The sequence below is a fragment of the Gordonia sp. NPDC003376 genome (assembly GCF_053589235.1).
Genome location: NZ_JBSFRM010000025.1, coordinates 25,570 through 49,366, shown reverse-complemented (window position 1 = coordinate 49,366; position 23,797 = coordinate 25,570). Strand labels below are relative to the sequence as shown.

General features: G+C 68.5%; 20 protein-coding genes and 1 pseudogene. 10 read left to right on the top strand and 11 right to left on the bottom strand.

Going from position 1 to position 23,797, the window contains the following annotated elements:
- Positions 1-56: 56 nt before the first annotated feature.
- The 5 genes from ACWDUA_RS20710 to ACWDUA_RS20690 all read left to right on the top strand — a co-directional run bounded on the left by ACWDUA_RS20710 (position 57) and on the right by ACWDUA_RS20690 (position 4,852).
- Positions 57-1,298 carry an MFS transporter gene (locus tag ACWDUA_RS20710; protein ID WP_449752889.1) on the top strand — a complete coding sequence of 414 codons (1,242 nt, stop codon included), beginning with the start codon at positions 57-59 and terminating at the stop codon, positions 1,296-1,298.
- 10 nt (positions 1,299-1,308) lie between these two features.
- On the top strand, positions 1,309-2,508 hold the full coding sequence (locus tag ACWDUA_RS20705) for an acyl-CoA dehydrogenase family protein (RefSeq protein WP_449752888.1): 1,200 nt from the start codon (positions 1,309-1,311) through the stop codon (positions 2,506-2,508).
- Positions 2,509-2,560: 52 nt separating this feature from the next.
- Positions 2,561-3,673 (top strand): acyl-CoA dehydrogenase family protein, encoded by a 1,113-nt coding sequence (locus ACWDUA_RS20700; RefSeq protein ID WP_449752887.1) that lies wholly within the window; start codon positions 2,561-2,563, stop codon positions 3,671-3,673.
- 174 nt (positions 3,674-3,847) lie between these two features.
- Positions 3,848-4,282, top strand: coding sequence for a DUF350 domain-containing protein (locus tag ACWDUA_RS20695; RefSeq protein ID WP_449752886.1), 435 nt, complete (start codon positions 3,848-3,850; stop codon positions 4,280-4,282).
- Between the two features lie 111 nt (positions 4,283-4,393).
- Entirely contained in the window at positions 4,394-4,852 is a 459-nt protein-coding gene (locus ACWDUA_RS20690) for an SRPBCC family protein (RefSeq protein WP_449752885.1), read from the top strand.
- A 111-nt stretch (positions 4,853-4,963) separates the two neighbouring features.
- Here ACWDUA_RS20690 and ACWDUA_RS20685 read toward each other — a convergent pair whose 3' ends face one another.
- From ACWDUA_RS20685 to ACWDUA_RS20660, 6 genes and pseudogenes are all read right to left on the bottom strand, one after another.
- A complete protein-coding gene (locus ACWDUA_RS20685; RefSeq protein ID WP_449752884.1) occupies positions 4,964-6,727 on the bottom strand; it encodes an FAD-dependent oxidoreductase in 1,764 nt (587 codons plus the stop codon).
- The gene (locus tag ACWDUA_RS20680) at positions 6,724-7,689 is read right to left on the bottom strand and encodes a TIGR03564 family F420-dependent LLM class oxidoreductase (RefSeq protein ID WP_449752883.1); all 966 of its coding nucleotides are present in this window, start codon (positions 7,687-7,689) and stop codon (positions 6,724-6,726) included. Before ACWDUA_RS20680 ends, ACWDUA_RS20685 begins: the two co-directional genes overlap by 4 nt.
- A gap of 5 nt (positions 7,690-7,694) precedes the next feature.
- Positions 7,695-9,281: an AMP-binding protein gene (locus ACWDUA_RS20675; protein WP_449752882.1), complete on the bottom strand. Its 1,587-nt coding sequence runs from the start codon at positions 9,279-9,281 to the stop codon at positions 7,695-7,697.
- Between the two features lie 31 nt (positions 9,282-9,312).
- Positions 9,313-10,164 (bottom strand): SDR family NAD(P)-dependent oxidoreductase, encoded by an 852-nt coding sequence (locus tag ACWDUA_RS20670; protein WP_449752881.1) that lies wholly within the window; start codon positions 10,162-10,164, stop codon positions 9,313-9,315.
- Positions 10,161-11,078 carry an alpha/beta fold hydrolase gene (locus ACWDUA_RS20665; RefSeq protein WP_449752880.1) on the bottom strand — a complete coding sequence of 306 codons (918 nt, stop codon included), beginning with the start codon at positions 11,076-11,078 and terminating at the stop codon, positions 10,161-10,163. The genes ACWDUA_RS20670 and ACWDUA_RS20665 overlap by 4 nt, the downstream gene beginning before the upstream one ends.
- Positions 11,075-12,657 (bottom strand): annotated as a pseudogene (locus ACWDUA_RS20660) (flavin-containing monooxygenase). Before ACWDUA_RS20660 ends, ACWDUA_RS20665 begins: the two are co-directional and overlap by 4 nt.
- 243 nt (positions 12,658-12,900) lie before the next feature.
- Here ACWDUA_RS20660 and ACWDUA_RS20655 point away from each other — a divergent pair.
- Both ACWDUA_RS20655 and ACWDUA_RS20650 read left to right on the top strand, forming a co-directional pair.
- Positions 12,901-13,557 carry a cupin domain-containing protein gene (locus ACWDUA_RS20655; protein ID WP_449752879.1) on the top strand — a complete coding sequence of 219 codons (657 nt, stop codon included), beginning with the start codon at positions 12,901-12,903 and terminating at the stop codon, positions 13,555-13,557.
- Between the two features lie 40 nt (positions 13,558-13,597).
- A complete protein-coding gene (locus tag ACWDUA_RS20650; protein ID WP_449752878.1) occupies positions 13,598-14,839 on the top strand; it encodes a PucR family transcriptional regulator in 1,242 nt (413 codons plus the stop codon).
- Positions 14,840-14,857: 18 nt separating this feature from the next.
- Here ACWDUA_RS20650 and ACWDUA_RS20645 read toward each other — a convergent pair whose 3' ends face one another.
- A complete protein-coding gene (locus ACWDUA_RS20645) occupies positions 14,858-15,655 on the bottom strand; it encodes an HAD-IIA family hydrolase (RefSeq protein WP_449752877.1) in 798 nt (265 codons plus the stop codon).
- Between the two features lie 41 nt (positions 15,656-15,696).
- On the opposite strand from ACWDUA_RS20645, the gene moeA reads away from it, so the two are divergent.
- Positions 15,697-16,950 carry a molybdopterin molybdotransferase MoeA gene (moeA, locus tag ACWDUA_RS20640; RefSeq protein ID WP_449752876.1) on the top strand — a complete coding sequence of 418 codons (1,254 nt, stop codon included), beginning with the start codon at positions 15,697-15,699 and terminating at the stop codon, positions 16,948-16,950.
- Between the two features lie 24 nt (positions 16,951-16,974).
- On the opposite strand, the gene ACWDUA_RS20635 is transcribed toward moeA, so the two are convergent.
- From ACWDUA_RS20635 to ACWDUA_RS20620, 4 genes are all read right to left on the bottom strand, one after another.
- A complete protein-coding gene (locus ACWDUA_RS20635) occupies positions 16,975-17,505 on the bottom strand; it encodes a hypothetical protein (RefSeq protein WP_449752875.1) in 531 nt (176 codons plus the stop codon).
- On the bottom strand, positions 17,502-17,894 hold the full coding sequence (locus ACWDUA_RS20630) for a hypothetical protein (protein WP_449752874.1): 393 nt from the start codon (positions 17,892-17,894) through the stop codon (positions 17,502-17,504). The genes ACWDUA_RS20635 and ACWDUA_RS20630 overlap by 4 nt, the downstream gene beginning before the upstream one ends.
- Before the next feature lie 3 nt (positions 17,895-17,897).
- A complete protein-coding gene (locus ACWDUA_RS20625; protein ID WP_449752873.1) occupies positions 17,898-18,023 on the bottom strand; it encodes a hypothetical protein in 126 nt (41 codons plus the stop codon).
- Positions 18,024-18,251: 228 nt separating this feature from the next.
- Positions 18,252-19,505 (bottom strand): PucR family transcriptional regulator, encoded by a 1,254-nt coding sequence (locus ACWDUA_RS20620; RefSeq protein WP_449752872.1) that lies wholly within the window; start codon positions 19,503-19,505, stop codon positions 18,252-18,254.
- Between the two features lie 114 nt (positions 19,506-19,619).
- Between ACWDUA_RS20620 and ACWDUA_RS20615 the strand changes: the two genes are divergently transcribed.
- Both ACWDUA_RS20615 and ACWDUA_RS20610 read left to right on the top strand, forming a co-directional pair.
- Complete coding sequence (locus tag ACWDUA_RS20615; protein WP_449752871.1) at positions 19,620-22,838, top strand: bifunctional cytochrome P450/NADPH--P450 reductase; 3,219 nt, start codon at positions 19,620-19,622, stop codon at positions 22,836-22,838.
- A 235-nt stretch (positions 22,839-23,073) separates the two neighbouring features.
- Positions 23,074-23,796, top strand: a complete 723-nt coding sequence (locus ACWDUA_RS20610) for a phosphatidylserine decarboxylase (protein WP_449752870.1) — start codon at positions 23,074-23,076, stop codon at positions 23,794-23,796.
- The last annotated feature ends 1 nt before the right edge of the window (position 23,797 follow it).

Below are 23,797 nucleotides of genomic sequence, written 5' to 3'. Positions count from 1 at the left end.
GTTCGTCTCCGGATAGCGTCATCACTAACGCAAATACCTTTGCTTTTGGAGGACAGATGTCACGGCTGCACCCCCACCGCGCGTTCTGGGTGGTCACGACGACGCTCGTGATGGTGCTGTTCGCCTCGGCCGCACCATCCCCGCTGTACCCCGTCTACCAGGAGTTGTGGGGATTCTCGTCGTTCACCCTGACCCTGGTGTTCGCGATCTACGTGGTGACGATGCTGATCAGCCTGCTGTCGGTGGGATCACTGTCCGATCACATCGGGCGCCGCCCCGTGCTCGCCGGCGCGCTCGCGTTGCTGATCATCAGCATGGTGCTGTTTCTCGTCGCCGACGGCGTGGGGACCCTCATGGCCGCGCGCGCCCTGCAGGGCCTCGCCACCGGCGCCGCGATCGGCACCCTCACCGCGACCGTCGTCGACATGCAGCCGTCGGCGAAGACCGGATCGGCGATCAGCGGCGCGGCCCCGGCGATCGGCCTGGCCGGCGGGGTCGCGGTGGCCGGAATCCTGGTGCAGTACGCCCCGGCCCCACGGTTCCTGATCTACGAGATCACCCTCGCGCTCTACGCCGTCCTGCTGATCGCCCTGCTGATCGTCCCGGAAACCTCTGCACGCGTGGGTTTCTCGTCGCGCTGGCATGTGGCCTCCACCCTGGCCCCGCGGGTGTCTGTACCCGTCGCGGTGCGCCGCGAGTTCTGGATCGCGCTGCCCGCCTTCATCGCGACGTGGTCGCTCGGTGGGCTGTTCCTGTCACTCGGATCGTCGGTGGTGGCCAAGGTCTTCGCGGTGGACAACCATGCCCAGACCGGCCTGCTGCTGTTCGGCTTCTTCTGCTCCGCGGCGATCACCTCGCTGCTGATCACCGGCCGTGAGCCCGCGAGCAAACTGGCCTTCGGCTACCCCGCCCTCGCCGGCGGTGCGGTGATCTCGCTCCTCGGGGTCCTCGCCACCAACCTGCCCACCTACGTCGTCGGATCGTTGATCGCCGGTTCCGGTTTCGCGGGCACCTACATCGGCGCGCTCGACTCGGTCAGCAACCGCACGCCGGCCGGTCAGCGAGGTCAGGTGTTCTCCACCGTGTTCATCGTCAGCTATGTGGCGTTCAGTGTGCCCGCGGTGATCGCCGGACTCCTGGTGAGTCATGTGGGACTACGGGAGACCGTCGTCGGGTACGTGACATATGTGCTGACCCTGGCCGTGATCGGGGCCCTGATCACGGCTCGGATGAGACGATTGGCCTCGATTCGGCCCGATTCAGGGGTCCAGGTGTCGGCCGAGGACGCCAGAGTGTAGGAAGGGAACCATGCACCTGAAATTCAGTTCAAGTGAGGAAGCCTTCCGGGACGAGCTGCGGACTTTCTTCACCACCCAGGTTCCCAAGGATCTGCGTGAGCGCTGCGCCGCAGGCAACCTCAACTACCCCGACGACATCGTCACCACCACCCGCATCCTGAACGAGGCCGGCTACGCGGTGCCGCACTGGCCCCTCGAGTGGGGCGGCCAGGACTGGACCCCCATTCAGCACCACATCTACCGCGAAGAGATGGCGCTGAACTTCGTGCCCGATCTGCTGCCGTTCAACGCCGGCATGATCGGTCCGGTGATCGCCCAGTTCGGGTCGCAGGAGATGAAGGAACGGTTCCTGCCGAAGACCGCGAACCTCGACATCTGGTGGTGCCAGGGATTCTCCGAGCCCGAGGCGGGCTCCGACCTCGCGTCGCTGAAGACCCGCGCGGTACGCGACGGTGACCACTACGTCATCAACGGCCAGAAGACCTGGACCACCCTGGGCCAGTTCGCCGACTGGATCTTCTGCCTCGCCCGGACCAACCCGGATGTCAAGAAGCAGGCCGGCATCTCGATGTTCCTGTTCCCGATGGACACCCCCGGTGTGGAACTGCGCCCGATCCAACTGATCGACGGCGGCTACGAGGTCAACGAAGTCTTCTTCAAGGACGTGCGCGTCCCCGCCGAGAACATGGTCGGCAACGAGAACGAGGGCTGGACGCAGGCCAAGTTCCTGCTCGGCAACGAGCGCAACGGCATCGCCCGCGTCGGCTACACCAAGACCAAGCTGGCCCGCGCCAAGGAACTCGCCCGCGAGATCACCGGCGCCGACGGCACGCCCCTGATCTCCGATCCGCTGCTGTCGGCGCGCCTGGCCGAGCTCGAGAACGAGCTGCTGGCCCTCGAACTCACCCAGCTGCGGGTCGTCGCGTCGTCGGCCGACGGCAAGCCGAACCCGGCGTCGTCGCTGCTCAAGCTGCGCGGTAGCCAGCTGCAGCAGGAGGCCATGGAACTGCTCACCGACATCGCCGGCCCCGACTCACTTCCGGTCGCCGGCCTCGACCCGGCCGCCCCCAACGGGTCGGCCGAGATCGCCGCACCGGAGTGGGCGCAACTCGCCGCACCCACCTACCTGAACTACCGGAAGGTGACGATCTACGGCGGTTCGTCGGAGGTTCAGCGTCAGATCATCGACAAGGCCGTGCTGGGTCTGTAGGCCGCGCGCCTCGACCCCACTGCCCTCCGACCTCCCAACCCGAGGAACCAACATGGATTTCGAACTGTCCGAAGAACAGACGATGTTGCGCGACACCGTGCGTGACGTGCTCAACAAGGCCTACGACGTCGAGAAGCTGCGCGCGGTCTCCGAGACCGAGCGCGGCTGGAGCACCGACGTGTGGCGATCGCTCGCCGAGATCGGCATCCTGGGCCTGACCTTCGCCGAGGAAGACGGCGGCATGGGTGCCGGCCCGGTGGAGTTCGCCAGCGTGATGACCGAGATCGGTCGCGCCCTGGCCCCCGAGCCCTACCTCGACGCGGTGCTGGTGCCCGGGTCGCTGATCGCCGCCACCGCCGACGACGCCACCCGCGCCGAGCTGCTCGGCGGGCTCGCCTCCGGCGAGCTCCTGATGGCCTTCGCCCACCACGAGGCCGGCGACCGCTGGCCGGTGGCCGCGGTGCAGGCCACCGTGTCCGACGGCACGCTGACCGGAACCAAGTCGCTGGTGCCGCAGGGCAACATCGCCGACAAGCTGGTGGTCTCCGCCCGCGAGAACGGCGAGCTGGGCCTGTACCTGGTGGACGCCGACGCCGAGGGTGTCACGCGCACCGCCTACCGCACCCACGATCGTCGTCGCGGCGCGCAGATCGAATTCGCCGACGCCCCGGCCACCCGCCTGGGCTCCGGTGACGCGACCGGCGTCATCGCCGACGCCGAGGTGGGCATCCAGACCGCGCTGTGCGCGGAGGCCGTCGGTGCGATGGAGCGGGCCCTGGACCTCACCGTCGACTACCTCAAGACGCGCAAGCAGTTCGGCGTCACACTGTCGGTGTTCCAGGCTCTCACCCACCGTGCCGCCGACGTGTACGTGCAGGTGGAGCTCGCCCGCTCGATGAGCCAGTACGCCACCACCGCACTGGCCGACGGCATCACCGACCCGATCATCGCCTCGCGCGCCAAGCTGCAGATCTGTCGCTCCGGACGTGTCGTCGGCCAGGAGGCCATCCAGATGCACGGCGGCATCGGCATGACCGCCGAGTACCCGGTGGGCCACTACACAAGCCGGCTCACCGCGATCAGCCACACCCTCGGTGACGGCAACGATCACCTGGGCAGGCTGTCGGCGAATGTGGACACCTACGACCTGGTGAACCTCACCTAGTCTGCGAACCCACCCGGCCGGCCACCGGTCCGGCCGGCACCGATCGGTGACGAGCCCCTCGACGTCCTCGCGTTTCGCGAGCCGCGTCGGGGGGCTCGTTCGCTAGGGTTTGTCCGAACGACCGGTGCGTGCCGTCAACAGCACGACCGGCCCGAACCACCTCAGGAGGCTCGAGTGGAGATCGTGCGCGACAATCTGGCGGCCGGCGCGTCGTACTCGCTCGTCGGAATCGCCTTGCTGGTGATCGGTTTCGTGGCACTGGACCTGGTGACGCCGGGCCGGCTGCGGCAGCTGGTGTGGGTCGAGCAGAACCGCAACGCCGTGCTGCTCACCGCGTCGATGGTGATCGGTCTGGTGCTGGTGATGACGGCGGGGGTCATCGACGCTGCGGGACTGGAACTCTGGCGCGGCCTGGTCTACACGATCGTCTATGCCGTCGTCGCGGTCGCGGTGATGATGTGGTCGTTCGTGCTGATCGACTGGCTCACCCCGGGCAAGCTCGGCACGCTGCTGCTCGAGGAGAACGACGACGCCCACCCGGCCGGGTGGATCACCGCGACGGTGTTCGTCGGCATCGGGGCGATCATCGCGGTCTCGGTCGTCGCCTGAGCGATCGAGACACCTTATTGACGGACAGACAATAAGCCTTTAGGGTTCATCTGTGGCCGGCGACACAGTCGGCCCTGCTGTGTATGTGCACCTACCCGGAGGGGGAACGACGTGGCCGCGCCGCTCATCGAGGCATCCATCGACATCGACGCAACACCGGCACAGGTCTGGGCGGTGATCTCCGATCTCAAGCGCATGGGCGAGTGGAGCCCGCAGTGCAAGAAGATGATCATCCGTGGCCCGATCGCCTTGGGCACCAAGACGATCAACATCAACCAACGCGGACCGCTGGTGTGGCCGACCACCTCCAGGGTGGTGCGCTTCACCCCCAACGAGGAGATCGGCTTCCGGGTCGCGGAGAACCGCACGGTGTGGAGCTACACCATCACCCCCACCGACTCGGGCGTCACCGTGACCGAGCGCCGCGAGGTGCCGGGTGGGTCCACCACGAAGATCTCGACCCTGCTGGTCGACAAGATGATGGGTGGCACCGAGAACTTCGAGGCCGAGCTCGAACTGGGGATGGCCGAGACCCTCGGCAAGATCAAGAAGGCCGCCGAGAGCAACTGATCTCCCCGCGCGCGGGGCGGGGCAACCGGTCGCCGCCCCGCCCCGTTCGCCCTTCGGCTCGGCACCGGGTGTCCCGGGATGTCACGCCGTGGCGAACCCCGGCGGCCGTGGCTACTGCGCGGCGAACGGACCCACGAGCGTGCGCAGCTCGTCGAGGTGCCGCTGCCCCATCTCGCGGGGCGTGATCCCGTATCGAACGCACAGTGCCGCGGCGGCCGCCGTCGCGATGCCGTGCTGACCTCCGTTACCCATGAACTTGGTGCTGGAGCCGGCGATGTGCGTGACGCTGATGTGCTTCCCGGCCATCATCAGGTTGTCGACATCGGCGGAGTAGAGGCAGCGGAACGGAATCGAGTACGGCAGACCGTCACGCTCGTCCCACTTCCAGTCCTTCAACCGGAAGTCGTGGTTCTCATCCCCGGAGTAGTGCAGGCAGAAGGCGCCGGAATTGGCGACCACCGCATCCGGGAACACGGCATGCTCCCGGATCTCGGTCTCGGTGAGGACGTGGTCGCCGAGGTAGCGCCGATACTCCCCTTTCGCCGAGACATGTGCCACCCAGTCGAATTCGAGATGAGCAAAGGAATCCGGTTCGACGGCTTTGATATTCGCCAACGTCCCGTAGACCGCTCGCAGCAGGTGATCACGAATCCGTTCACCGTTCGTGTACGGGTCGAGTGTCTGGCCGTACTCCCAGAAGTGCGTCATCGGGTAGGTCATCCGGCGGCGCACGCTCGGATCGTGGAACCGATGTCTCCCGGCGGCGGGGCCCGGGCCGTTCTCCACACCGGGCTCGGTGAGCTGCCCACCGAGATCCGCGTAGTCACCGGCTGTCTCGGTGGCCCACGGGACATCCGGGAACGCGACCGGTTCCGATGCCATCCGGGTCCGGAAGAACAGTGTGTTGCCGTGATGCAGGTCGTCACCACGCTCGGGGGCCAGGCCCTCCCCGAACTCGGCGCGGGACTCCCGACCGAACATCATCGAGGCCCCTGCGCGGATCCCGACGATCGCGGTTCCCGAACAGTCGATCACGCACCGGGCGACAAATCGCCGGTCACGTCCGGTTCCGCTCTCCCGCGCATCGACGGCGGCGATCGTGGCGCCGTCCACGACGACGTCGAACACGCTGTGTTCGAGGAATACCGTGGCGGTCGGTTCGTCGTCGAGCAGCGCCCCGGCGCAGAGGTCACCGCCCTCGGTGCGTTCGGTCAGTTCCCCCACCAGGGGCCCGATCTCGCCGCGGGGTCCCAGTCCCACCTCCACACTGGCGTTGCCGCCGAGGACCGGCCGATCCCCGAGCAGCGCCACCGACAGTCCCAGCCGCGCCGCGGTCAGGGCGGCCGCGCAGCCGGTCACGCCGCCACCGACCACCACCACGTCGAATCGCCCCGCCGGCTCGGGCTCGGTGGGCAGACCGCGGATACGGGTGCGCCACTCCCGGTGATCCGACCCCGATCCGGCGGGCGGCGGCGTATGGTCCCGGGTGAAATACAGTGCATCACAACGACCATCGAATCCCGTCAGATCGTGCAGGACCACTGTGATCGGACCGGCGGACAGGTCGACGGTGCCGCCGTACTGCCACGACCAGTCCGCTCCGTGCGTGCCGAACACCGCGTCGAGCCGGGTTCCGTCGACGGACACCGAGAACCGGCCCGGATGATGGTCGGGAACCCAGTCCTTGGTGCGCACCCACACCCGGTGGACACCCGCGACCGGAACGGTCACAGTGGTCGTCGCATCGACGACGGGACGTCCGAGTCCATGCGCGAGCAGATACGGAGCCCCCATCTCGGCCAGGAACTGCGAGTCGAGGACCCATCCACCGCGATCATCGAATTCCTCTGCAGCGACCAGGAATCCGTTACTCATAGGACGTCACCCACCGGCGGGTCCTCGCTCGTCGGGGTCGCGATGTCGCGGCTGCGCAGCAGCATCCTGGTGCGGGCACGTCCCTCGGGATCGGGGTCGAAGGTGATGCCGACGAACTCGTCCACCCCGGCTTCACCGAGCCGGTCGAGCTCGGCGGCCACGGACGCCTCGTCGCCGATGATCGCCACGTCTGCGGGCCCCTCGGCACCTTCTCGGTCGAGCATCGCACGGTAGGACGGCAGATAGCCGTACATGGCGTACTTCTCGGCTGCCACCGCGCGCGCCGCGTCGACATCGTCGGTGACGCACACCGGCAGCACCGTCACCACCCGCACGTCGCCACGGGCACGACCCGCAGCCCGGGCCGCACCACGCAACCCCGGCACGATGTGGTCGCGCACCGTGACGGGGCCGGTCATCCATGTCACCGTGCCCGCGGTCCGGGTGCCGGCGAGGTCGAGCATGCGGGGACCGAGCGCCGCGAGATACACCGGCGGTTGCGGCGCGGTGATCGCGAGTCTGCCTCGCGTGGTGATGATGTCACCGTCCACGGCGGCCTTCTCACCGCGGAGCAAAGGAAGCAGACCGTCGAGGTACTCACCCATCCGCGTGATCGGCCGGTCATAGGGAATGCCCCACATCCGCTCGGTCACCACACGGTGACTCAGACCGAGACCCAGCACGAGCCGTCCGCCGAGGATCGCATTGACGGTCAAGGCGCGTTGGGCCAGACTCGCGGGATGCTGCGGCTGCACCGGCAGCACTCCGGTGGCGACCTCGATGTCGGGAACCTCGCGTGCGGCCACCGCGAGCACCGTCAACAGATCCGGCTCGTCGGGCATCTGAGTGGTCCAGGTCCGCCGGAATCCCTCCTCCCGGCGGTTGTTCAGCTCGTCGATGTAGGCATCGATCGCCACCACCGGACCGGCGTCGGCGAGTGACCAGTAGATGCTGATCTCCATCCGCGTCACCCCTGATGCGCAGCCCGGAGATCCTTGCGCAGGATCTTCCCGGCCGCGGATTTCGGTACCGTGTCGATGAACTCGACGAGGCGCACCTTCTTGTGCGGCGAGACCCGCTCGGCGACGAAGGACATCACCTCGTCGGCACCGAGATGCCGATCCGGCTGGGTGACGACGAAGGCCTTGGGAACCTCCTCGCCGGTGTCGTCGCGCACCCCGATCACCGCGGCATCCGCGATCGCGGGATGGGTCAGCAGCACCGCCTCGAGCTCGGCCGGCGGGACCTGATAGCCCTTGTACTTGATCAGCTCCTTCATCCGGTCGACGATCGTCACCACGCCGGCGGCATCGACGACGGCGATGTCACCGGTGTGCAGATAGCCCTCGGCGTCGAGGATCTCGGCCGTACCGGTCGGGTTCTGCAGGTAACCGGCCATGATATTCGGTCCCTTGCACCACAATTCGCCGGGAGCCGACACGCCATCGGCCGGGATCTCGACCTCGGCACCGGTCTCCGGGTCGACGAGTCTGCACTCCATGTTCGCGACGGTCACCCCCACCGATCCGAGCGCGATGTCGTCCCGGTCGAACGGGATCACGTGCGAGACCGGACTCATCTCCGACATGCCGTAACCCTGCCGCACACGACATCCGAGTCGTGCGGCGACGGCCGCACCGAGATCGGCATCGAGCGGGGCCGCCCCGGAGAAGATCGTGTGCACCGACGAGAGATCGGCGCCCTCGACGCTCGGATGTTTGGCCAGCGCCACCGCGATCGGGGGTGCGACGAACACATAGGTGCAGCGGAAGGTCTCGACGATGCGCAGGAACTCGGCCAGGTCGAACCGCGGCATCGTCACCAGCGCAGCACGGTGTGCGAGCGCCGCGTTGAGCAGCACCGTCATCCCGTAGATGTGGAAGAAGGGCAGCACCGCGAGGAGCCGATCATCGGCGGTGAGCCCCATCGCCGGGCGGATCTGGCAGACATTGGCCACCAGGTTGCGGTGGGTGAGCATCACTCCCTTGGGCCGTCCGGTGGTCCCCGACGAGTACGGCAGCACCGCGATCTGGGTGGCCGGATCGATCGCGACGACCGGTGCGGGTCCCTCGTGGACGAGCAGGTCTCGCAACGACGGATGACCGGCGGCCCCGTCGAGCACGATCACGCGGTCGGCGGGTATCCCGACCTGCTCGGCCGCAACCGCCGCCTGCGGCGCCAGTGCCGACACCGTGACGAGGAACGCCGCATGCGAATCCTCGAGTTGTTTCGCGATGTCGGCGGCGGTGTAGAGCGCATTGATCGTGGTCACCACGCCGCCGGCGCGCAGCACACCGTGGAAGACGGCGGCAAAGGCGGGGATGTTGGGGGCGTGCAGACCCACCACGTCGCCGACGGCGAGCCCACGCTGGGCCAAAGCCGCTGCGATGGTGTCGATCTGCGCGATCAGCTCTCGGTACGACGTCTCCCGGCCGCTGGGGCCGTCGATCAGCGCCGTGGTGTCGAGCTCGGACGGGCCGATGCCGCCGAACAGGAAGTCGTAGACGCTGACGTCAGGGATCCCGACGTCGGGGTAGGGGCTTCGGAAACTCATCGTTCTCCTCGGTGATCGGTGGGTGGCGGGGTCACTTCTTCTCCTGCCGCAACAGGATCCGTTCCAAGGCCACTGCCACCCGACCGGCCGCCGTGGGCGAGAACCGGGTCAGGATGTCGAGCGCCCTCGCATCGCGCCCGACCATGATCCGCGGCCGCCCCTTCTCCACACCGTCGGCGATGATCCGGGCGGCGTCGGCCGGCGCGAGCTTCAGCAACTTGTCGGTGTAGGTCGTGGTTCGCGCGAGCTGCGCCGCGGTCGGCTCCATCCCCGCCTCCCGGGAGAACTCGAGGGTGTTCTGGGAGATGTTGGTGGCCACGCCACCGGGATGGACCACCGAGACCTTCACCGGCACCTTGTCGAGCAACATCTCGGTACGCAGGGTCTCGGTGAAGCCCCGAACCCCGAACTTGGCCGTGCAGTAATGCGACAACCCAGGCTGTGCGAGAATCCCGTTCAGACTCGAGATGTTGACGACATGGCCGTCGCCCGAGGCGATCAGGTGTGGGAGAAACGCGAGGGTGCCGTAGATGACGCCGTCGAGGTTGATCCGCAGGATGCGTTGGTAGTCACCCCAGTTGCTCTCGCGCACTGTGGAGTTGAAGCCGATTCCGGCGTTGTTGTAGACCTGGTTGACCACCCCGAAGTTCCCGGCGACCTGTGCGACGTAGTCGTCGACGGCAGCGTGGTCGCCGACATCGACGGTGGCGGTGTGCATCTCGCCGGCGCACAGGGTCGCGGTCTCCTTGACCGCCGCCTCGTGGACGTCGCAACCGGCGACCCGGGCGCCGCGACGGCTCAACTCGATCGCCAGGGCCCGGCCGATCCCGGACCCGGCGCCGGTGACGACGGCGACCTTGCCCGCCACGGGGTACTTGCTCATGCGATGACTCCCTTACGTGTCTGTGCGGTGATGTCGGCGACGAGCCGCTTGTGCAACCCGGGGCCGAAGTGATGCCCCATCCCGGGGACGATGCTCAGCTGTGCACCCTCGATGGCGGCAGCCGTGGCCTTTCCGCCGCTCGGGGCGACGATCGGGTCGTGGCTTCCGTGGATCACCAGGGTCGGCGCCATGATCGTGTGGAGCAGATCGGTGCGGTCGCCGGATGCCTGGATGGCCTGGATCTGTCGCGCGGTACCCGCCCCGATCATCGCGGCATCGCCGCGGGCACGGTCCCAGAAGGCCTCCGCGTACCGGGTCTCGACCGCCTCGTCGATCGGATATCCGGGTCCGGCGAGATGATCGGCCATCGCGACGTGATCGCGTACGAACTGCGCGCGCCCGGTGGCCGTCGGCCGGATCAATCGCAACTTGGTGGCCAGGGTCGGTTGGCCGACCCTGGGGTCACCGGTGGTGGAGATCATCGAGGTCAGGGTCGCGACACGACGAGGCCACAACGCGGCGACGGTCTGGACGATCATGCCGCCCATGGACATTCCCACCAGGTGTGCGCGGTCGATGCCCAGATGGTCGAGCAGGCCTACGGTGTCGGCGGCCATGTCCTGCAGGCGGTAGGCATCTGCCCGGGGACGTGCGGTCATCACCCGCAGCGCATTCGGTGGCGGTGTCAGGATCTTGGCCGAGCGGCCGATGTCGCGATTGTCGAGGCGGATCACCCGGAATCCTTCCGCCGACAACCCCTCGAGCATCGGCTGCGGCCAGGCGGCGAGGTCGAGACCGAGACCGGTGACGAGCAGCAGGGGCTCGCCGTCGGCCGGGCCCTCGTCGCGGAAGCACAGGCGCACACCGCTGTTCAGTGTCACGAAGCTGTCCGGACGTGCGTCGACGGCGGTCATGCGCCGACCTCCACACCCGCCGGCGCGACGGCCTCGGCGCCCGATCGCCTCGCCCGGGACGTGCGTGGGGCGCTCGGTGCCGCCACCGGCCGGCGGCCTGCGCGGGCGTCGGGCCCCTCGAGGTGGAGATGCTCGTCGACCACTCCACCTCCACGAACCAGTCGCCGGTCGTCGTGGAAGTTCATCGACATCAGCCACGGGGCGGCCGGACCCTGCTTGGGGAGTTCGTGCAGCGAGCGTGTGACGTAGCCGGCGTCGAAGTCCAGGAGCGGTCGGGTCGGGATGTCGGGATCGGCCTCTGCCCAGGCGGTGTCGTACCCGTGCTGATCCATGTATCCGAGCAGCGCGCAGAAGTACTCGCAGAGCAGACCGACCTTGAGCGTCCACGACGAGTTGGTGTAGCCGATGGACATCGCGAGGTTGGGCACCCCGGTCAGCATGGTGCCCCGGTAGACGACCTTGTCCGGGAGTACCAGGGGCTCACCGTCGACGGAGACGTCGATCCCGCCCAGCAGTCGAAGAGTGAGGCCGGTTGCGGTGACGATGATGTCGGCCGGCAGTTCCTCACCGGACTGCAGCCTGATCCCGGTCTCGGTGATGGTCTCGATCCGGTCGGTGACGATCGAGGCCTTCCCGGATCCGAGCGCGGTGTACAGGTCACCGTCGGGCACCGCACACAGACGCTGGTCCCACGGGTCGTACGGCGGGTTGAAGTGCTCGTCGACGGGATAGCCGTCGGGGAGCTGCTTGGCATTGATCGCGCGGATCACGCGGCGTGCCGCCCGGGGGAATCGTTGACAGAAGCCCCAGATCATCCGCTGCTGCTCGATGTTCTTGCGGCGGGTGAGGGCGTAGCCGCGCCGGTCGCCGAACAGCCTGCGCAACAACAGCGCGATCGGATCGATCCGCGGTGCCGGCAGCACATAGGACGGGGTGCGCTGCAGCATGGTGATGTGCTCGACGTCGTCGGCCATCGCCGGCACCAGCGTGACGGCGGTGGCACCGGAGCCGATCACGACGACCCGCTTGCCGGTGTAGTCGAGATCCTCCGGCCAGTGCTGCGGGTGGATGACGCTGCCGCCGAAGCGTTCTCGACCGGGAATCTGCGGGGTGAAGCCCTCGTCGTACCGGTAGTAGCGGTGGCGGCGAACACCCAGTTCGCCGTGAGGGTGATGCGCTCGGCGTCGGCTCCGCGCTCCACCTGCACCACCCAGTGCCCGTCGGCCGCCGACCGGTTCATCGCGATCACCCGATGGCTGTAGCGAATATGCTCGGCCACACCGTATTTCACCGATGTCTCACGCAGGTACGACAGGATCAGCGGCGCGTCGGCGATGGACTGCTTGTCACGCCACGGCTCGAACTCGTAACCGAAGGTGTTGAGATCGGAGTCGGAGCGGATTCCCGGGTACCGGAACAGGTCCCACGTCCCGCCCAGCGACTCGCGGCCCTCGAGGATCGCGAAGCTCTTGTCCGGGAGCCGGTCTTTGAGGTAGCAGCCGGCGCCGATTCCCGAGATCCCTGCTCCCACCACGAGCACATCGAGATGCTCCGCCTTCGTTTCCGCCTTGCTCGCCATGGTCGCCTCCGTGAGTTCCGATAGGTCTTCGGGTCGTGCCGTCCGGCCCGGGGGTGCCGTGTGACACCCGCGTGTTCCCTGGGTCACAGTCTGCAGTGAGCGCCATCACGCATGCGAGCACACTTCGCACCGAACTTCGGCAATTCTGGTGCAGATCGTCCACGACAGGGGTAGCGGACGTCCGCCACGATCTGTGATGCACACAACACCAGCACCGCAGGTCCGCCCGATCGGAGAGCCACGATGTCAGCCGAATCCCGCACCACCCCCAGCACGCCGCGCCACCGGGGCACGCGTCGGGTGATCACCCAGACCGACCCGGGCGGTTCCTCGGTGTTCGCCGACGACAGCACCAGTACCCGACAGGTCGGATTCGACGCCTATCCCCGGCTTCCCGCCCTCGACATCATCTGGGGTACAACGGGTTCAAGGGACATTCCCTTTGCCGCAGTTGATGTCACCCGCGAGATGCCGTTCATCCCACGGCCGGGCGACACGGTGTTCTTCGTCAATGTGACGATGCCCGACGCCGTGCTCGACGCACTCGACCCGAAGGAGGTCGAGACGAACTTCATGAACTTCATCGGTCAGGTCCCCGAGTTCGGCCAGGCCTTCGACCTCAGCCGGCTCGGGATGCACCGCACCAACACCATCGAGTACGGCTACGTCCTGTCCGGTCAGGTGTATCTCGAGGTCGACGGTGGCGAGAAGAAGCTGCTCTCCCCCGGCGACACCTGGGTCAACAATGCGGCAATGCACGCCTGGCGCAACCCTTTTGACGAACCGTGCATCTCCGTCATCACGATGCAGGGCATCGGTGGTCCGACCCATGCCGTGCACGGGCTGGTGTGGAAGATCAAGCATGCCCTGTGGCGGCTGATCAACCGACCGCCGTCGTGAGGTACTTGCCGGACCGGGACACCACCACGATCATGGACCGATGGCGCACACCGACCCGCCGACGTGGCCGTCGCCGTCCGTTCGCGGACAGGAGCTGATCCGGGAGGCCGCACTCCGCGCGCTGGATCCGGGCTCGGGGCTGCTCGAGGATCTCTACTCGGCCGCGCTGAGCACCGAGTCCATGCGGCCCATCGCCAACGACCCGATCCTCGCCGACGGCGCACGCCGGACCACCCGGACCAACATGACCCGCTGGCTGACGGCCAACGTCGAGCATCCCGGCGTCCGGGTCCGGCCCGAGCTCGACCACGACATGCTGTCCACCGCGCGTGACCTGGTCCGGCGCGGTCTCGACAAGGACGCCTTGGAGTCCTATCGGACCTCGCAGGCGGTCGCCTGGCGCCGGTTCCTCGGGATCTGCTTCGACCTGACCTCCGACCCCGACGAACTCCGCGAGCTGGTCGACCTGGTCGGTCTGTCGATCTCGTGCTTCATCGACGATTCCATCCGGGCCGTCGGGGAACGGATGGACGCCGAGCGTGCCGAGCTGACCCGCGGCAGCCACGCGGAACGTCGGGCGACGGTGATGCTGCTGTTGGAGGGTGCGCCCGTGGACCAGGGACGCAGCGAGCGTCAACTGGGTTATCGCTTCACCGGCCCGCACACGGCGGTGATCCTGTGGTCGCCGGCCGCCACGGGTGCCGCCGACCTCGAGGCGGCGGCCGAGGCCATCATGCGTGCCTGCGGGGCGGGCCGACGGCTCACCGTCGTGGCCGGTGCCGGCGCCCTGTGGGTCTGGCTACCGGTGGCCTGGTCGGGGCCGACCTCGGACCTGACGGCCGCGGTCACCGCACAGCCCGAGGTCCGGATCGCGGTGGGTCGTACCCGTGACGGGATGGTGGGCTTTCGGCGCAGTCACCTCGACGCGGCGACCGTGCAGCGCTTCCTCGACGGCAGCCCGTCGGGCCGACAACTGGCCACCTTCGCCGATGTCGAACTGGTGCAACTGGTCACCGACGACCCGTCGAACGTCGACGAGTTCATCCACGACACCGTCGGTGCACTGGCCTCCGCCGACCGCGACCTGCGCGAGCTGACACTCACCTACATCGCGTCGGGGTGTAACGCCGCGGAGACCGCGACGCGCTTGTACACCCACCGCAACACCGTCGTGCGGCGACTCGCGCAGGTCGACGGTCTTCTCCCGCGGCCGTTGCGCGACAACATCGTTCACGTGGCGGCCGCGTTGGAGATCCTCGCCTGGCGCAGCGCCCGGCGATGACCACCACGCCGCAGCGCATCACCCGTCGATCTTCTCCAGCAGTGCGGGCAGATCCGCGATCGAGTCGATGACGTGGTCGGGTACCGGCCCGAACTCGTCGCGCTGCAAGGCGGCCAGCGCCTCCTCCCGGAACTTACCGGTCCGCACCAGCACCCCGGTCAGCGCCGCCGCCTGCGCACCGAGCACGTCGTTGTACATGTCGTCACCGACCATCACGACCTGCGTCGGGTCGACGTTCATCAGGTCCACGGCGGCCCGGAACCCCAGCGGCGACGGTTTGCCGATGGCGCGGATCTTGCGTCCCGTGGCCTTTTCCAGACCCTCGAGGTAGACGCCGGTGTCGATCGACAATCCCCGCGCCGTCGACCACGTCATCGACCGGTGCATGGCGATCACCGGCACCCCGGCCAGCATCAGCTCCAGCACCGTCGACAGCGCCTTGTGGGTGAACACCGGACCGGCGCCGCCGAGCACCACCACCTGCGCCTGCGACGGGTCGTCGGTGAGCGGTACCCCGGTCATGTCCTCGGCGATCGGCCCCTCGTTGAGCACCCACGCCCGTTTGCCCGCGTGGTAGCGGGCGAGGTATTCGGCGGTGAGTTTGGCGGCGGTGAGGATCTCGTCGGGGGCGACGTCGAAGCCGCACTCGACGAGTGCGGAGGCGATCTCGCCACGTGACCGGGATGTGGTGTTGGTGAGGAACATCCGTGGATATCCCCGCTCGGCGAGGGTCGTCACCGCCTCGACCGCACCCGGCAGTGCCGTCCACGAGGTGACCATCACCCCATCGATGTCCAGCAGCAGTCCCAGGCTCATAGGGCGAATCTAGTCCCAACCGCAATGGCATGCTGGGCGTCATGCGTTCCGTGGCCGAGCATCAGCAGACCATCGCGGCATTGTTCGCCGCGCCCGACCCCGTCCGCCTTCCGGTGGTCGACGCCCACGGGTCGGGACTACTCGACGACGTCGTCGCGCCGATCTCGTTGCCGGGCTTCGACAATTCGGCGATGGACGGGTTCGCGGTGCATGCCGCCGACCTCACCGGTGCCACCCCCGATGCCCCGGTGCGCCTGCCGGTGGCCGCCGACATCCCGGCCGGCCGGACCGACACCGTGGCCCTCGCCCCGGGTACCGCACACCGGATCATGACCGGTGCCCCGCTGCCCGACGGCGCCGACGCGGTGGTCCCGGTGGAGGACACCGACGCCTCGTTCGCGCCCCGCGCCGACACCGTGTCGTCGGGGACGGTCGCGTTCCGCTCGCCCGCCACCGAGGGCAAACACATCCGCCGGGCCGGCTCCGACATCACCGCGGGCGCGGTGGCGCTCGCCGCGGGTGCCACGCTCGGTGCCCCACAGATCGGTCTGCTCGCCGCACTCGGGATCGCCGAGGTCGGCGTCGCCCGCCGGCTACGGGTGGTGGTGCTGTCCACCGGTTCCGAACTCGTCGAGGCCGGCACCCCGCTGCAGCACGGTCAGATCTATGAGTCCAACGGGGCGATGCTGGCCGCGGCCGCTCGCGAGGCCGGGGCCCACGCACGCCACGAGCATTTCGTGCCCGACGACGTGCCTCAGTTCCTGGCAGAGCTCGACGCCATCGCGGGCGACGCCGATCTGATCATCACCTCCGGCGGGGTCAGTGCCGGCGCATTCGAGGTGGTCAAGGAGGCTCTCGGCACCCCGACCGACTCCGACCACGCCGTCGAGTTCGTCAAGGTCGCGATGCAACCGGGCATGCCGCAGGGCGCCGGAGTGGTGGCCGCGCCAGATGGCCGGCCGGTCCCGATCATCACGTTGCCAGGCAATCCGGTCAGCTCTCTGGTGTCGTTCGAGGTGTTCATCCGCCCCGCGCTGCGGGCCGCGATGGCGTTGCCCGCCGGCCGACGGCGTGTCACCGCACGACTCACCGCCGACCTGCGCTCCCCGGCGAACAAACGACAGTTCCTGCGCGGGGTGATCACCGAGACCACCGATGGCGCCCAGGTGGTGCCGATCGGCCCGCCCGGTAGCCATCACCTGCGGTTCCTCGCCGAGGCCAACGCACTGATCGACGTCCCGGTGGAGGTAGGCGCGGTGGCCGCGGGTGAGTCCGTCGAGGTGATCGTGCTCTGAGCCGAAGTCGCGCTCGCCGCGCCGTCAGGTCCAGACCGGCATGCGCCGGTTGAGCCGGCCCAGTCCCACGACGACCGTCACCGCCAGGACGGCGAGCACGGCGGAGACCAGGAACGCGCCGCGCGCACCGGAGACGTTGGTGGCGATACCACCGAACAGCGCACCGAGCCCGATCGACAGCTGGAACAGGCTCGAACTCGCGGTCTGCGCGGCCTCGACCGGATGGCCGTCGTACTCGGCGGCGGGAACCAGGAGCATCTGCACACCCACCGGCACAGCACCCCAGACGAGGGCCCAGACCACCAGGACCGCGATGACCGCCGGCGATACGGCTCTGGCCTCGGGAATCACGAGCACGGATGCACACACCGTGACCACCAGAACGGTCATGGTGAGCTGTGCCCGCCGGGCCGATACCTCGCCACCTGCCACATTGCCGATGATCCCCATCACGCCATAGGCCAGCAGCGCGGCGGCGACGGTGGTCGACCCGAATCCGACGACGTCGGTGAGCATCGGGGTGATGTAGGTGTACGCGGTGACGTGCGCGGTCACAGTGAGCAGGATGAGCACCAGGACACCGCGCGTGCGGCCGCGGCGTGGAAGTGCCCCGAGGCGGCGGAAGGTCCCCCGGTGGCGCAGACGGTGACGATGTTCGAGGCCAGGGTCAGCGCGCTCAACACGAGCAGCACGGTCCGCCGGTCCAGGGAACCGAACAGCGTCATCGACACCGGACCGACCACGGCCGCGGTCATTGCCGTCGCGGTCAGCGCAACACCTGCGGTTCCCTCGCTCACACCGAGCGAGGCGGCCATCGGCCCCAGCATGCCCACCGGCATGAATTCGCCGATCACCAGCGAGAACGCCCCGAGCGAGATGGCGGCGACCGCACCCCGGGACCGGTCGACGTCGTGGGTGCGTGGCGGCACATCGATCTCGGTCATCGCTCAGCCGTCCGCGCGCAGTCGGCGTTCGAGTGCGACCGCGACCCGCCTGCGGTCGAGCAGCATCTCGGTGCGCAGGACCTCGGTGAATCCGCGTACCCCGAACTCGGTGGCGCAATGGTGCGACATCCCGGGCTGCGCGAGAACCCGGTGAGGCTGGACATGGTGACGACGTGCCGGTCGATGTCAGCGCGGGCCACATGAGCGCCGCGGGCGCCGAGTTCGATGGCCAGGGCCTGATCTGATCATGGACAGAGTGTGGACGGGGACGGTGTCCCGACGGCAGCCACAACCTGCACCCGGATCAGGACGCGCTGGTGCACATGTACCCACCCGCGAGCAGGGTGCCACCACCCGTCAGTCGGCCGCCCCGATCCGTCGCTGCCACCGGATGAGGTCGAGCGCGGCCGCGATCCGCACGACGTTGTCGTCGAGCGGCACCGGCAAGAGCTCCTCGGCACGGGCGAGGTTACGCACCAACGTGTTCCGATGGACGTGGAGGCGTTCGGCGGCGCGAACGGCGTTGCACTTCGACTCGATGTAGGCGAGCACCGACGACTGGACCGCCTCGTTCGCGGTCGCGAGATCACCGAGGGTCACCCGGACGAACTGCGTGGCACGCTCGAGATCCTGACTCATCAGGTTGCTCAGCTCCGCGTCGTCGAATGTCGCCGCCGGCTGCGGCGTCCGCAGTCGCGTCATCATCCGCTGCACGGCGAGCGCATCGAGGTGACTGCGTCGGAATCCGTCCATCCCCGGCAGATTCCGCCCGATTGCCGTCCGCACACCCGGAGATCGGATGAGCTCCGACGGCGCGCGTCGTACCGGCTCGGGCCGACCGACCGGCACCCAGACCCACAGGGTCGCCGAGCCCCCGATCACGGTCAGCGGACGGTCGCCGCCGAGCGCGGCGGCCAGGCTCGTGGCGGCATGATCGAGTGCCGCGGCCTCCACCTCGTCGTCCTCGCTCCAGATCACGGCGGCGACGTGTCTGCGGTCGAGTCCGTAGCCGAGCCGGTGGGATGCACGCGCCCGGTCGATCGGCGCCCCCTCGAGGACCAGTGCGACGACCTCGCGGCGTTCGGCCTGGCTGCCGTGCGTCAGCCACTGCCGTTCCACCTCCATTCGCGCCTGGATGGAACTGATGGTGGCCTCGAGGTAGTCGTCGATGGAGCGGGCGGAGAGTTCGAGCGCGGCGCGGATGAGTGCCGGGTCCGAGCTCTGCGTGAACACCTGCCCCATCCAGTGCAGCCAGGCGGCGCTCTGTGCGGAACGGTACGAGTCGAGCACGGTGGCATTCATCCCGCGCCGCACGAGTTCCCTTGCGACCACCAGGCTCTCGTTTCCCAGATGCGGTTCGACGGGGCGGCGCGGATCGGCGATCGTCTCGACCAGCCACTGGGTCACCAGGCTCCGGTTGCTCCGGATGGCCGCGGCGCGCATCACCGGGTCGGTGGCGACGAGCTCCATGTCCACCGCCGAGAGCATCGCGGCGTCGACGGCCTCGAGCAGCGCGGACAGACCGTCCATGGCGATACGCGCCGAGCGCCTGATGAGCTCGACCGCATCGTCGGACGTCGTCGGCCACGGCCGCCCACACGCATCGGTCATGTACGGATCCACCTGGTTCTCACGAAATCTGGGCCACTTCGTACCTGATGCTATGTGACGTGGATCTCGATGATGGTTGGGGATGAGGCACGACGAGACCGACAGGAGTGTGCCATGACCACCACCTCCCCCGACAGCCCCCGCACCGATCGACCCGGTCGGCCGATCCGGCAGCCCACGCCGAAGCCGTTGATCGGCAACGTACTCGAGCTCGACGCGAATGCGCCGGTCGCCTCGATCGGCGACCTCGCCGACGAGTACGGCGACATGTTCTGGATGAACATCCTCGGTTACGAGATGCTCGTCGCCACCAGCCGGGAGGTCGTCGACGAGCTCTGCGACGAGTCCCGTTTCGACAAGTCGATCTTCTCCACCCTCCAGGAGCTGCGGCGGATCGGCGGCGACGGCCTGTTCACCGCCGAGACCGACGAACCGAACTGGGGTACCGCACACCGCATCCTGATGCCCACCTTCGGTCCTGCGGGCCTGGCGGCGATGTTCGGCGGCATGACCGACATCGCCGACCAAGTGTTACTCAAGTGGGAGCGCCTCGGCCCTGATCACCGCATCGACGTGACCGACGCGCTGACCCGCCTCACCCTGGACACCATCGCGCTGTGCTCCTTCGGGTACCGGTTCAACAGCATGTACACCGATGCGGTCCATCCGTTCATCGAGAGCCTGATGCGGCTACTCGTCGAGGCGCAGGCCCGATTCCGACGCCCTGGACCTGTGAATTCCGTTCTGGTGCACAAGACTCGACAGTGGGATCGCGACATGGCCTATGTCAACGAACTCGCCGACGGCCTGATCCGTGCCCGCCGCGAACATCCGACGGCAGACGGACAGCAGGATGTCCTCGATCGTATGCTCACCGCTGTCGACCCGCTGACCGGGCGCCGCCTGTCCCCCGACAACGTCCGCAGGCAACTGATCACCTTCCTCGTCGCCGGCCACGAGACCACCAGCGGGATGCTGAGTTTCACCCTGCACGCCCTGTTGCGCAACCCTCTTGTGCTCGCCAGGGCCCGCGACGAGGTAGACGCCGTACTCGGTGGCCGGGCCCCGACCTTCGCCGACGTCGGACGCCTGCCCTATCTCGATGCGATCCTCAAGGAGTCGCTGCGGTTGTGGCCCACCGCAACCGGATTCGCCGTCACCCCCAAGGCCGACACCATCGTGGCCGGCTACGAGGTCCGCGCGGGCGAGGTGATCCTGATCCCCCTGATGAAACTCCACCGGGATCCCGAGGTGTGGGAGAATCCCGAGACATTCGACCCCGACCGATTCGGATTCGAACGCGCACAGCAGATTCCGTCGAATGCCTGGAAGCCTTTCGGCAACGGGCAACGCGCCTGTATCGGACGTGGCTTCGCCATTCAGGAATCCATCCTGTTTCTCGCGCGCCTGCTGCAGAAGTTCGACCTGCTCCTCGAGGATCCCGACCACGAACTGGAGATCGTCCAGACACTCACCATCAAGCCCGGCGGCCTGTTCATGCGGGTCAGTCCCCGCAGCGATGCCCTCCCCGTGCCCACCCCCACCATCACCGAACCGGGACCCACACGGCCGCAATCGAAGCGACTGCCGGTCACCCCGGGTGCCACCGGCATCGGAATCCGCGTGCTCTACGGCTCCGAGGGCGGTACCACCAAGGCATTCGCCGAACGGATCGCCGACGACACCACCGCACGCGGATTCACCGGCAGTCTGATGCCCCTCGACTCCGCCGTCGCCGACCTCACCACCGACGATCCCGGTACCGGGCTCACCGTGATCGTCACCTGTTCCTATGAGGGACAGCCACCGGCGGGCGCGAAGGAGTTCGTGTCGTGGCTCGAGAACGCACCCTCCGACGCCGCCCGCGGTGTGCGGTATACGGTGTTCGGCTGCGGCAACACCGACTGGGCGCGCACCTACCAGGCCATCCCCCGCACCATCGACGAGCACCTGGAACGACTGGGCGGGAAGCGAATCCGCCCACGCGGCGAGGCCAACGCCCGGACCGACTTCTTCGGGGACTTCGGCGACTGGTACACCGGATTCTGGACAGACGCCCACGACGCGCTCGGCCTGACCGCTCCCACCGACGACGGTGACCGTCGCACCCTGACCGCAGAGATCGTCGGGACGACCCGCGAGCCCCTGATCACGCGGCACGACTTGAGCGTCGCGACCATCATCGACAGCCGGCCGCTGGTCGACGCATCGGTGACCGGCGCACGTCCCAAACACCACGTCGAGCTGTCCCTGCCCGACGGCGCGACCTACGCCCCCGGTGACTACCTCGTCGTCATGCCGCAGAACCCGACGGCGGCGGTCGATCGGGCGCTTCGGCTCCTCGGCCTGACCGACGACACCGTCGTCAGGCTCGACGGCGATCCGGGTGTGACCTCGTTGCCGCTCGGCGTTCGGACCCCGATGCGGGAGCTGCTGACCGACTGGGTGGAGCTCGCCCGCCCCGTGTCCCGGGCCGGCCTGGAGATGCTGGCCGGGTCCAGCCCCTGCCCCGACACCGCCCGCACACTGCGCGGATTGGCCGATCCGGAACGATATCCCACCGAGATCGTCGACACCGGCACCACCCTGTTCGACCTGCTCGAGCGGTTCCCCGCGCGCTTCCCCGACCCGGCGGCGGTCCTCGACCACCTACCCGCGCTGGCACCCCGCCAGTACTCCATCTCGAGCTCACCCCGCATCGACCCGCAACGGCTCACGATCACCGCCGCCGTCGTCCGCGGTCCGGCACGCAGCGGATCGGGACAGTACGAGGGAGTGGCGTCGACCTTCCTCGAACGCCGGCGGCCCGGTGACCGTGTGCCCGTCGCGGTCCGGCCGTCGCCGGCCGCGTTCACCCCGCCCCCGCTCGACGAACCGGCCGTGCTGATCTGCGCGGGCAGCGGCCTCGCGCCCTTCCGCGGTTTCCTGCAGGACCGGGCGGCGCTCGCCGCCGAGTCGGGTGTGACCCCCCGCGACGTACTGCTGTTCTTCGGTTGCGACGCGCCGGACATCGATTTCCTCTATCGCGACGAACTCACCGCCTGGGCCGACACCCGGATCGTCGACGTGCGGCCGGCGTTCTCCGAACGGCCGGAGAACGAGGTGCGCTTCGTCCAGGAGCGGGTCTGGGCCGACCGCGACGACGTGCGGCGACTCCTCGACGCAGGCGCCCGGGTGTTCGTGTGCGGCGACGGTGAGCGGATGGCACCGGCGGTGCGCGAGACCATCGCACGAATCCACGCCGACGCCGCAGGTGTCGACGCCGACGCGGCACGGGACCTGCTCGACCGCCACGAACGCGACGGCCGCTACGTCGCGGACGTGTTCGCCTGAGATCTCGCCGTGTTCGCCTGAGATCTCGCCGTGTTCGCCTGGGTTCCCGCCGTGATCGCCTGCGGTCCGTCGGCGTTCGCCCGAGTCCGGCGGCGGCGGATCCGACCGTCGGGATCCGCAGCGCGTGCCCGCTCCGCGCGGCACGCGCGGACCGGTGGAGCGCGCCGCGTCGGGCGCTCTAAGCTGGTGTGACCACGCCGGGCTCGGCGCGGTCACACCAGCGAGAGGATGAGCCGTGGCGAGGCGCCCGCGACCGGACGCACCAGACGGTCTGTCACCCGCACACCTGGTCGAGCTGGTCCGCGAGACCGTCCCACCGGTCCATCCGGCCGGTCTCCCGTTCGTCGCCGCGGCGTCGGCGGTGGCCGTCGCCGGGCGTCGTCATCGGTGGATCTCGGTTCCCGCGGCACTCACGGCCGGCGCCTGTGCGGCGTTCTTCCGGCATCCCGACCGGGTACCCCCCACCGAGACCGACGCCGTGGTGGCGGCCGCCGACGGCCAGATCTGTCTGGTCGACGAGGCCGTACCGCCCGCCGAGTCGGGCCTCGGCCCCGACCCCCGCCCCCGGGTCTCGGTCTTCCTGTCCCTGTTCGACGTGCACGTGCAGCGCGTACCGGTGGCCGGGACGGTCACCTCGGTGACCCACACCCCGGGCCGGTTCGTCTCCGCCGACCTGCCGGATGCGAGCGAGGTCAACGAGCGCACCACCATGACGATCCGACCCGACCACGGAGGTGCGGACGTCGCCGTCGTCCAGATCGCCGGGCTGCTCGCCCGCCGGATCGTCTGCGATCCCGCAGTCGGCGACCATCTGTCCCTCGGCGAGACGTACGGCCTGATCCGGTTCGGTTCTCGCGTCGACGTCTATCTGCCCCCCGGCACCACCCGCCAGGTCCGGATCGGGCAACGGACCGTCGGCGCCGAGACCCTGCTCGCGCGCCTCGAACCGCAGGCCTGAG

What these genes read in the sequence shown, in the direction of transcription:
- ACWDUA_RS20615 (WP_449752871.1), top strand. Translation starts at nt 19,620, where the DNA reads ATGACCACCACCTCCCCCGACAGCCCCCGCACCGATCGACCCGGTCGG.
- ACWDUA_RS20625 (WP_449752873.1), bottom strand. Translation starts at nt 18,023, where the DNA reads ATGTCGCACCATTGCGCCACCGAGTTCGGGGTACGCGGATTCACCGAG.
- ACWDUA_RS20700 (WP_449752887.1), top strand. Translation starts at nt 2,561, where the DNA reads ATGGATTTCGAACTGTCCGAAGAACAGACGATGTTGCGCGACACCGTG.
- ACWDUA_RS20650 (WP_449752878.1), top strand. Translation starts at nt 13,598, where the DNA reads ATGGCGCACACCGACCCGCCGACGTGGCCGTCGCCGTCCGTTCGCGGA.
- ACWDUA_RS20665 (WP_449752880.1), bottom strand. Translation starts at nt 11,078, where the DNA reads ATGACCGCCGTCGACGCACGTCCGGACAGCTTCGTGACACTGAACAGC.
- ACWDUA_RS20655 (WP_449752879.1), top strand. Translation starts at nt 12,901, where the DNA reads ATGTCAGCCGAATCCCGCACCACCCCCAGCACGCCGCGCCACCGGGGC.
- ACWDUA_RS20680 (WP_449752883.1), bottom strand. Translation starts at nt 7,689, where the DNA reads ATGGAGATCAGCATCTACTGGTCACTCGCCGACGCCGGTCCGGTGGTG.
- ACWDUA_RS20645 (WP_449752877.1), bottom strand. Translation starts at nt 15,655, where the DNA reads ATGAGCCTGGGACTGCTGCTGGACATCGATGGGGTGATGGTCACCTCG.
- ACWDUA_RS20670 (WP_449752881.1), bottom strand. Translation starts at nt 10,164, where the DNA reads ATGAGCAAGTACCCCGTGGCGGGCAAGGTCGCCGTCGTCACCGGCGCC.
- ACWDUA_RS20620 (WP_449752872.1), bottom strand. Translation starts at nt 19,505, where the DNA reads ATGACCGATGCGTGTGGGCGGCCGTGGCCGACGACGTCCGACGATGCG.
- ACWDUA_RS20675 (WP_449752882.1), bottom strand. Translation starts at nt 9,281, where the DNA reads ATGAGTTTCCGAAGCCCCTACCCCGACGTCGGGATCCCTGACGTCAGC.
- ACWDUA_RS20710 (WP_449752889.1), top strand. Translation starts at nt 57, where the DNA reads ATGTCACGGCTGCACCCCCACCGCGCGTTCTGGGTGGTCACGACGACG.
- moeA (WP_449752876.1), top strand. Translation starts at nt 15,697, where the DNA reads ATGCGTTCCGTGGCCGAGCATCAGCAGACCATCGCGGCATTGTTCGCC.
- ACWDUA_RS20685 (WP_449752884.1), bottom strand. Translation starts at nt 6,727, where the DNA reads ATGAGTAACGGATTCCTGGTCGCTGCAGAGGAATTCGATGATCGCGGT.
- ACWDUA_RS20705 (WP_449752888.1), top strand. Translation starts at nt 1,309, where the DNA reads ATGCACCTGAAATTCAGTTCAAGTGAGGAAGCCTTCCGGGACGAGCTG.
- ACWDUA_RS20630 (WP_449752874.1), bottom strand. Translation starts at nt 17,894, where the DNA reads ATGACCGAGATCGATGTGCCGCCACGCACCCACGACGTCGACCGGTCC.